This is a genomic window from Stenotrophomonas sp. TWI602 (assembly GCF_039674045.1).
Classification (GTDB): Bacteria; Pseudomonadota; Gammaproteobacteria; order Xanthomonadales; family Xanthomonadaceae; genus Stenotrophomonas.
This window is the reverse complement of sequence record NZ_JBDJMT010000049.1, coordinates 1-1,550: the sequence shown is the minus strand read 5'-3', so window position 1 is coordinate 1,550 and position 1,550 is coordinate 1. Positions and strand designations below refer to the sequence as shown.

Sequence of the window (1,550 nt, the reverse complement as noted above, 5' to 3'; positions counted from 1 at the left end):
GCGTTGGGTGGGGGGCGGTCCCCCGCGGGCACCCGCCCCCCACCGGTCGGCTCTACCCCCTCGCGCGGGCGGGTTACAGCCCGCGCTGACGCACCGCTTCGAACAGGCTCACGCCGGTGGCGACGGAGACGTTCAGGCTCTCGATATCGCCTGGCATCGGAATCTTGACCAGGCCATCGCAGTTTTCGCGGGTCAGGCGGCGCAGGCCGTCGGCTTCGCCGCCCAGCACCAGCGCCACGTTGCCCTTCAGGTCGATCGCATACAGCGACTCGGTGGCTTCACCGGCCAGGCCGTAGATCCACACGCCCAGCTTCTGCAGGTCCTTCAGGCAGCGCGAGAGGTTGGTCACCTGCACCACCGGGATACGGTCGGCTGCGCCGGCCGAGGTCTTGCGTACGGTCGCATTGACCGAGGCCGACTTGTCCTTGGGAATGATCACCGCCGTGGCACCGGCCGCCGCCGCGCTGCGCAGGCAGGCGCCGAGGTTGTGCGGGTCCTGGACCTCATCGAGGATCAGCAGCAGGGCCTTGCCCTCGGCCGCTTCCACCAGCCCTTCCAGCTCGTTCTCGCCCCAGGTCCGTGCGGCCTGGTAGCGCGCCGCCACGCCCTGGTGACGCACCGAACCGCCCACACCGTCCAGCGCCTGGGTGTTCACCTTGCGCACGTCGATGCCCTTGCGGCGTGCGTTTTCCTCGATCTCGGTCAGACGCGGGTTCTTCGCACCGGCCTCGATGAGGACCTCGCGGACGTTCTCGGCATCATTCTCGATCGAAGAGGCGACGGCGTTGACGCCGACGATCCACTGGCTTTGCTTGCTCATTGCGGGGGGCGGGACCGGTAAAGGGGTTGGTAATGGTAGAGCATCAAGGCCCACCCTGCCCTGCCGGGCGTTCACGGGGGGCGTTCACAGCCCGCCTTCAGCCCGGCGGCCAATCCGCGGTGTCGTGGTCCGGGTGCTGGTGGGAGACGATATGCAACAGGAAGTCGCCGGCCTCGGCGTCCTCTTCGCTGCGCAGCGCGCTGAGCGACCCCAGGGCATCCACGAACGGGAGCTTGGCCTCGATCCCGTACTGGATCGTCGGCGGCAGGCGGGCCGGTTCATCGAAGGCGCCGGCCGCGATCGCTACGCCATCCGGGGCTTCGTAGGTCAACGGGGTGCCGCAGTCAGCGCAGAAGCCGCGCTGGACCATATTGGAGGATGGGAAACGCCGGGGCTCGCCGCGGGTCCAGCGGAAGTCGCTGCCACGGACCGAGACCAAGGGGGCGTAATAGGCGCCGAAGGCCTTCTGGCACATCCGGCAATGGCAGATCGAGCTGTGGGTCAGCGCACCGACCACGTGGAAGCGGATCGCGCCGCACTGGCAACCACCGCTGTATTCGGGGAGGGCCTGCATGGGATCGCTCCGATGGGATCGGCGTGCCCACCAACCGTGGGCGGGTAGACGATGTGCCGACCAACGGTCGGCACCTGCCGCGTACCCGCCGGGGGCCGGGACCCGACGATCCGTACTTAAGTTTATGGCGCGTTTGCGGCGGGCCGCGCCGCGGCC

General features: G+C 68.8%; 2 protein-coding genes. Both read right to left on the bottom strand.

Features of this window, described 5'->3' with window-relative positions:
- Positions 1-73: 73 nt before the first annotated feature.
- The gene (rlmB, locus tag ABE483_RS18910) at positions 74-820 is read right to left on the bottom strand and encodes a 23S rRNA (guanosine(2251)-2'-O)-methyltransferase RlmB (protein ID WP_019184367.1); all 747 of its coding nucleotides are present in this window, start codon (positions 818-820) and stop codon (positions 74-76) included.
- 97 nt (positions 821-917) lie between these two features.
- Positions 918-1,394, bottom strand: coding sequence for a GFA family protein (locus tag ABE483_RS18905; RefSeq protein WP_313211679.1), 477 nt, complete (start codon positions 1,392-1,394; stop codon positions 918-920).
- Between the last annotated feature and the right edge of the window lie 156 nt (positions 1,395-1,550).

Excerpts from the sequence above, each read along its gene's own strand:
- ABE483_RS18905 (WP_313211679.1), bottom strand. The coding sequence starts at position 1,394 with ATGCAGGCCCTCCCCGAATACAGCGGTGGTTGCCAGTGCGGCGCGATC.
- rlmB (WP_019184367.1), bottom strand. The coding sequence starts at position 820 with ATGAGCAAGCAAAGCCAGTGGATCGTCGGCGTCAACGCCGTCGCCTCT.